Origin of the sequence: Streptomyces sp. W16 (genome assembly GCF_033194735.1) — a bacterium.
GTDB lineage: Bacteria > Actinomycetota > Actinomycetes > Streptomycetales > Streptomycetaceae > Streptomyces.
This window is the reverse complement of record NZ_JAWOAI010000512.1, coordinates 1-6,802: the sequence shown is the minus strand read 5'-3', so window position 1 is coordinate 6,802 and position 6,802 is coordinate 1. Positions and strand designations below refer to the sequence as shown.

Genomic DNA, 6,802 nt, shown 5'->3' with positions numbered 1-6,802 from the left:
GCCCACCGCCGGTCAGCCCGCACGCTCCGGCGGCGGCTCCTCCAACCGCGTCCGCGCCCGCCTCGCGCGCCTCGGCGTCCAGCGCTCGAACCCGTACAACCCGGTCCTGGAGCCCCTGCTGCGGATAGTGCGCAGCAACGACCCGAAGATCGAGACGGCCACCCTCCGCCAGGTCGAGAGCGCCTACCAGGTCGCCGAGCGCTGGCACCGCGGCCAGAAGCGCAAGAGCGGCGACCCGTACATCACGCACCCGCTCGCCGTGACGACGATCCTTGCCGAACTCGGCATGGACCCGGCCACGTTGATGGCGGGTCTGCTGCACGACACCGTCGAGGACACCGAGTACGGCCTCGACCAGCTCCGCCGCGACTTCGGGGACTCGGTGGCCCTCCTCGTCGACGGCGTCACCAAGCTGGACAAGGTCAAGTTCGGCGAGGCCGCGCAGGCCGAGACCGTGCGCAAGATGGTCGTCGCCATGGCCAAGGACCCGCGCGTCCTGGTCATCAAGCTCGCCGACCGCCTGCACAACATGCGCACCATGCGCTACCTCAAGCGCGAGAAGCAGGAGAAGAAGGCGCGCGAGACCCTGGAGATCTACGCGCCGCTCGCCCATCGCCTGGGCATGAACACCATCAAGTGGGAGCTGGAGGACCTCGCCTTCGCGATCCTCTACCCGAAGATGTACGACGAGATCGTCCGGCTGGTGGCCGAGCGGGCACCGAAGCGTGACGAGTACCTGGCCATAGTGACCGACGAGGTCCAGACCGACCTGCGCGCCGCCCGCATCAAGGCGACCGTCACCGGCCGCCCGAAGCACTACTACAGCGTCTACCAGAAGATGATCGTCCGCGGTCGCGACTTCGCCGAGATCTACGACCTGGTGGGCATCCGCGTCCTCGTGGACACCGTCCGCGACTGCTACGCGGCCCTCGGTACGGTGCACGCGCGATGGAACCCGGTCCCCGGCCGGTTCAAGGACTACATCGCGATGCCCAAGTTCAACATGTACCAGTCGCTGCACACGACCGTAATCGGCCCCAACGGCAAGCCTGTTGAGCTCCAGATCCGCACCTTCGACATGCACCGCCGTGCCGAGTACGGCATCGCCGCGCACTGGAAGTACAAGCAGGAGGCCGTCGCCGGCGCCTCCAAGGTGCGCTCGGACCAGCCACGGACCACCGGCAAGGACGACCACCTCAACGACATGGCTTGGCTGCGCCAGTTGCTCGACTGGCAGAAGGAGACCGAGGACCCCGGGGAGTTCCTGGAGTCCCTGCGCTTCGACCTGTCGCGCAACGAGGTCTTCGTCTTCACGCCGAAGGGCGACGTGATAGCGCTGCCGGCGGGCTCCACCCCGGTGGACTTCTCGTACGCGGTGCACACCGAGGTCGGCCACCGGACCATAGGAGCACGGGTCAACGGCCGCCTCGTACCGCTCGAATCCACCCTGGACAACGGCGACTTGGTGGAGGTCTTCACCTCCAAGGCACCCGGCGCAGGCCCCTCCCGGGACTGGCTCGGCTTCGTCAAGTCGCCGCGCGCCCGCAACAAGATCAGAGCCTGGTTCTCCAAGGAGCGCCGCGACGAGGCGATCGAGCAGGGCAAGGACGCCATCGCCCGCGCGATGCGCAAACAGAACCTGCCGATCCAGCGCATCCTCACCGGCGACTCCCTCGTCACGCTCGCGCACGAGATGCGCTACCCCGACATCTCCTCGCTGTACGCGGCGATCGGCGAGGGCCATGTCGCCGCGCAGAACGTCGTACAGAAGCTGGTGCAGGCGCTCGGTGGCGAGGAGGCGGCCACCGAGGAGATCGACGAGAGCGTGCCGCCGACGCCCGGCCGTGGCCGCAAGCGCCGGACGAACGCGGACCCGGGTGTCGTCGTCAAGGGCGTCGACGACGTGTGGGTCAAACTGGCCCGTTGTTGTACGCCCGTCCCCGGCGACCCCATCATCGGTTTCGTCACGCGGGGTAGCGGCGTATCGGTTCACCGCAGCGACTGCGTCAACGTGGAGTCACTGTCCCGCGAACCCGAGCGCATCCTCGAAGTCGAGTGGGCGCCCACCCAGTCCTCGGTCTTCCTGGTCGCCATCCAGGTGGAGGCCCTGGACCGCTCCCGGCTCCTCTCGGACGTCACCCGCGTCCTGTCCGACCAGCACGTCAACATCCTCTCCGCGGCCGTCCAGACCTCCCGCGACCGCGTCGCCACCTCCCGCTTCACCTTCGAGATGGGCGACCCCAAGCACCTGGGCCACGTCCTGAAGGCGGTCAGGGGAGTGGAGGGCGTCTACGACGTCTACCGCGTGACGTCGGCGCGCAACAAGTCGTAGAGCGTACGCGGAAGGGGCTCCCGTACGCGATGTACGGGAGCCCCTTCTTCGTGCGTGCCTGCGGGTGTGTCAGCCGCCGAACTCCTGCAAGCCCTTCAGCGCCTGGTCCAGCAGGGCCTGGCGGCCCTCCAGCTCGCGTTCCAGCTTGTCGGCGCGGGAGTTGTTGCCCTGGGTCCGCGCCTGCTCGATCTGGCCCCTGAGCTTGTCGACGGCCGCCTGGAGCTGGCCGGTCAGACCCTCGGCACGCGCGCGTGCCTCCGGGTTCGTCCGGCGCCACTCGGTCTCCTCGGACTCCTGGAGGGCCCGCTCGACCGTGTGCATCCGGCCCTCGACCTTCGGGCGGGAGTCACGCGGCACATGGCCGATGGCCTCCCAGCGCTCGTTGAGCGAGCGGAAGGCGGCGCGGGCGGCCTTGAGGTCCCCGATCGGCAGGAGCTTCTCGGCCTCCTCGGCCAGCTCCTCCTTGAGCTTCAGGTTCTCCGTCTGCTCGGCGTCCCGCTCGGCGAAGACCGAGCTGCGGGCGGCGAAGAAGACGTCCTGTGCGCCGCGGAAGCGGTTCCACAGATCGTCCTCGTGCTCGCGCTGGGCGCGGCCCGCCGCCTTCCAGTCCGCCATCAGCTCGCGGTAGCGCGCGGCCGTCGGACCCCAGTCCGTCGAGGCCGACAGACCCTCGGCCTCGGCGACCAGCTTCTCCTTGGTCTTGCGGGCCTCCTCGCGCTGCGCGTCCAGCGACGCGAAGTGCGCCTTGCGGCGCTTGGAGAAGGCCGACCGGGCGTGCGAGAAGCGGTGCCACAGCTCGTCGTCCGACTTGCGGTCCAGACGCGGCAGACCCTTCCAGGTGTCCACCAGCGCGCGCAGCCGCTCACCGGCGGCCCGCCACTGGTCGGACTGCGCCAGCTCCTCCGCCTCGACGACCAGCGCCTCCTTGGAGTGCCTGGCCTCGTCGGACTGCTTGGCGCGCTGCTGCTTGCGCTCCTCGCGGCGCGCCTCGACGGTCTCCACGAGCTTGTCGAGCCGGACCCGCAGCGCGGCGAGGTCGCCGACCGCGTGGTGGGCGTCGACCTGCTCGCGCAGATGGTCGACGGCGGCCTGCGCGTCCTTCGCCGACAGGTCGGTGGTCTTCACGCGCTTTTCGAGGAGGCCGATCTCGACAACCAGGCCCTCGTACTTGCGTTCGAAGTAGGCCAGCGCCTCGTCAGGGGAGCCGGCCTGCCAGGAACCGACGACCTGCTCGCCGTCGGCCGTACGCACGTACACGGTCCCCGTCTCGTCGACGCGTCCCCACGGGTCGCTGCTCACAGCGCCTCCTCCACATGATGCCTGCACAGGGCCTCTGTGCCCCCGGGCATCGTCCACAGTTTCGTCACGGCCAACATAGGCGACCGGCGGGTTGCCTGTCCGCATCCCGCGCGACCGAAAATTCACTGCCGACGGTCAGGATTTCGTCACGGTCGCCTTGTTGATCACGATGGTCGCGTTCGGGGCGGTGTTCCCCGTCGTGGGGTCGGCGGCCTGCGCCCCAGCTGCGGCGATCTTCTTCAGGACCTTCATCCCGGAGGCCGAGATGGTACCGAACGGGGTGTAGTCGGCCGGGAGCTGACTGTCCTGGTAGACGAGGAAGAACTGGCTGCCGCCGGTGTTGCGGCCCTTGCCCGTGGAGGCGTCGTAGGTGTTCGCCATCGCCACCGTGCCCGCCGGGTAGGTGCCGCCCTTGAGGCTCGTGTCCTTCAGGTTCTCGTCCGGGATCGTGTAGCCGGGACCGCCGCTGCCCGTGCCCGTCGGGTCGCCGCACTGCAGCACGTAGATGCCGCTGGTGACGAGCCGGTGGCACTTCGTGTGGTCGAAGAAGCCCTTGCCCGCAAGGAAGCTGAACGAGTTCACGGTGTGCGGCGCGGCCGACGTCTTCAGCGCGATGTCGATGTCACCGCAGGTCGTCGCCAGCTTCATCGTGTACTTCGCCGACTTGTCGATCGTGACCGCCGGCTCCTTCTTCCAGGTCGCCGTCTTGATCTTGCCGGCCGCCGGCTTCGCGCACGGGTCCGGCGCCTTGCTCGTCGCCGAGGCGCTGGGCGTTACGTCCGCGCTCGCGTTGGACTTGTCGTCGTCCTTCATGACCCCGGTCGTGTACAGCGCCACACTGCCGATCACGATCACGCCGAGCACCGACGCGATCACCGAGTTGCGCACACGCGCCTTGCGCCGAGCGGCCGTGCGCCGCTGCTGCTGCCGCAAGAACTTCTCTCGCGCGAGCTGCCGCTTCCGCTGTTCCTGGGTGACCACCGGATTCTCTCCTCATGCGTCTCGTACGTCGACTGGGACGCGTGCGTCTTGTGAGCCGACCGCCTGCGTGTGCCCCGTACCGTATATGGGTTCGCTGAGGATTCGGCAGCGCCGGTAGGCTCTGACCACTGACGCAGGGATCCTTATCCCCTCCCGTATCGACACAACGAAGGACGATCGTGCTCATTGCCGGGTTCCCCGCCGGGGCCTGGGGGACGAACTGTTATCTCGTCGCCCCCGCCGCCGGTGAGGAGTGCGTGATCATCGACCCGGGCCATCAGGCCGCCCAGGGAGTCGAGGAAGCGCTCAGGAAGCATCGGCTCAAGCCCGTCGCGGTCGTCCTCACCCATGGCCACATCGACCATGTGGCCTCGGTCGTCCCGGTGTGCGGCGCGCACGACGTGCCGGCCTGGATCCACCCCGAGGACCGGTTCATGATGAGCGACCCCGAGAAGGCGCTCGGCCGCTCGATCGGGATGCCGCTGATGGGCGAGCTGACCGTGGGGGAGCCCGACGAGGTCAAGGAGCTGACCGACGGCGCGCGGCTGGAGCTGGCGGGACTGGAGTTCTCGGTCGCCCATGCGCCCGGCCATACCAGGGGGTCGGTGACCTTCCAGATGCCCGAGAACACGGAGATCCCCTCTGTGTTCTTCTCCGGGGATCTGCTCTTCGCCGGCTCCATCGGACGCACCGACCTGCCCGGCGGCTCCCACGCCGAGATCCTCGACTCGCTGGCCCGTGTGTGCCTGCCGCTCGACGACTCGACCGTGGTGCTGTCCGGCCACGGCCCCCAGACGACCATCGGCCAGGAGCGCGCCACCAATCCGTATCTGCGAGAGGTGGCCGCAGGCCGCCAGGAGCGCAGCAGCTCGGACGCTCCCCGACGAGGAATGTGACGAGAGACTTTCGTGAGCACCTTTCAGGCCCCCAAGGGCACGTACGACCTGATCCCGCCGGAGTCGGCCAAGTACCTCGCCGTGCGCGAGGCGATCGCCGCCCCGCTGCGCAACTCCGGCTACGGCTACATCGAGACGCCCGGCTTCGAGAACGTCGAGCTCTTCGCGCGCGGTGTCGGTGAGTCCACCGACATCGTGACCAAGGAGATGTACGCCTTCGAGACCAAGGGCGGAGACCAGCTCGCACTGCGTCCCGAGGGCACGGCTTCCGTGCTGCGCGCGGCACTTGAGGCCAACCTGCACAAGCTGGGCAACCTCCCGGTCAAGCTCTGGTACTCGGGCTCCTACTACCGCTACGAGCGCCCCCAGAAGGGCCGTTACCGCCACTTCTCCCAGGTCGGCGCCGAGGCGATCGGTGCGGAAGACCCGGCGCTGGACGCCGAGTTGATCATCCTGGCGGACCAGGCGTACCGCTCGCTGGGCCTGCGGAACTTCCGCATCCTCCTCAACAGCCTGGGCGACAAGGAGTGCCGCCCGGTCTACCGGGAGGCGCTGCAGACCTTCCTCCGGGGCCTGGACCTCGACGAGGAGACCCTGCGCCGCGCGGACATCAACCCGCTCCGGGTCCTGGACGACAAACGCCCGGACGTCCAGAAGCAGTTGACGGACGCCCCGCTGCTGCGCGACTACCTGTGCGACGCGTGCAAGGCATACCACGAGGAGGTCCGCGAGCTGATCACGGCGGCGGGCGTCGCTTTCGAGGACGACCCGAAGCTGGTCCGCGGCCTGGACTACTACACCCGCACCACCTTCGAGTTCGTCCACGACGGCCTGGGCTCCCAGTCCGCGGTGGGCGGCGGCGGTCGGTACGACGGCCTGTCCGAGATGATCGGCGGCCCCGCACTGCCCTCCGTGGGCTGGGCGCTGGGCGTCGACCGCACGGTGCTGGCCCTGGAGGCGGAGGGCGTCGAACTCCAACTCCCCGCGCTCACCAGCGTGTTCGCCGTCCCGCTCGGCGAGGAGGCCCGCCGCGTCCTGTTCGCCAAGGTGACGGAGCTGCGCAAGCTGGGCATCGCGGCCGACTTCTCCTACGGCGCCAAGGGCCTCAAGGGCGCCATGAAGAACGCCAACCGCAGCGGGGCTCGCTACACGATCGTCGCCGGTGAGCGTGATCTGGCCGAAGGCGTCGTGCAGCTGAAGGACATGGAGTCCGGCGATCAGACGGCGGTCGGGGTCAACGAGATCGTGGCGGAACTGGAATCGAAGCTGGGCTGAGGTGGGTTGGGGGCGGGGG

Annotated in this window: 5 protein-coding genes; 3 read left to right on the top strand and 2 right to left on the bottom strand. The window is 68.8% G+C overall.

Annotated elements, in window-relative coordinates:
- A partial coding sequence (locus R6V09_RS42155) for a RelA/SpoT family protein (RefSeq protein ID WP_317886776.1) occupies positions 1-2,332 on the top strand: 2,332 nt, incomplete at its 5' end.
- A gap of 69 nt (positions 2,333-2,401) precedes the next feature.
- Here R6V09_RS42155 and R6V09_RS42150 read toward each other — a convergent pair.
- Both R6V09_RS42150 and R6V09_RS42145 read right to left on the bottom strand, forming a co-directional pair.
- Positions 2,402-3,631, bottom strand: a complete 1,230-nt coding sequence (locus R6V09_RS42150) for a DUF349 domain-containing protein (protein ID WP_317886775.1) — start codon at positions 3,629-3,631, stop codon at positions 2,402-2,404.
- A 135-nt stretch (positions 3,632-3,766) separates the two neighbouring features.
- On the bottom strand, positions 3,767-4,612 hold the full coding sequence (locus tag R6V09_RS42145) for a peptidylprolyl isomerase (protein ID WP_317886774.1): 846 nt from the start codon (positions 4,610-4,612) through the stop codon (positions 3,767-3,769).
- 179 nt (positions 4,613-4,791) lie between these two features.
- Here R6V09_RS42145 and R6V09_RS42140 point away from each other — a divergent pair, with 179 nt between their 5' ends.
- Positions 4,792-5,508, top strand: a complete 717-nt coding sequence (locus R6V09_RS42140; RefSeq protein ID WP_317886773.1) for an MBL fold metallo-hydrolase — start codon at positions 4,792-4,794, stop codon at positions 5,506-5,508.
- 12 nt (positions 5,509-5,520) lie between these two features.
- Complete coding sequence (gene hisS, locus R6V09_RS42135; RefSeq protein WP_317886772.1) at positions 5,521-6,783, top strand: histidine--tRNA ligase; 1,263 nt, start codon at positions 5,521-5,523, stop codon at positions 6,781-6,783.
- Positions 6,784-6,802: the final 19 nt, after the last annotated feature.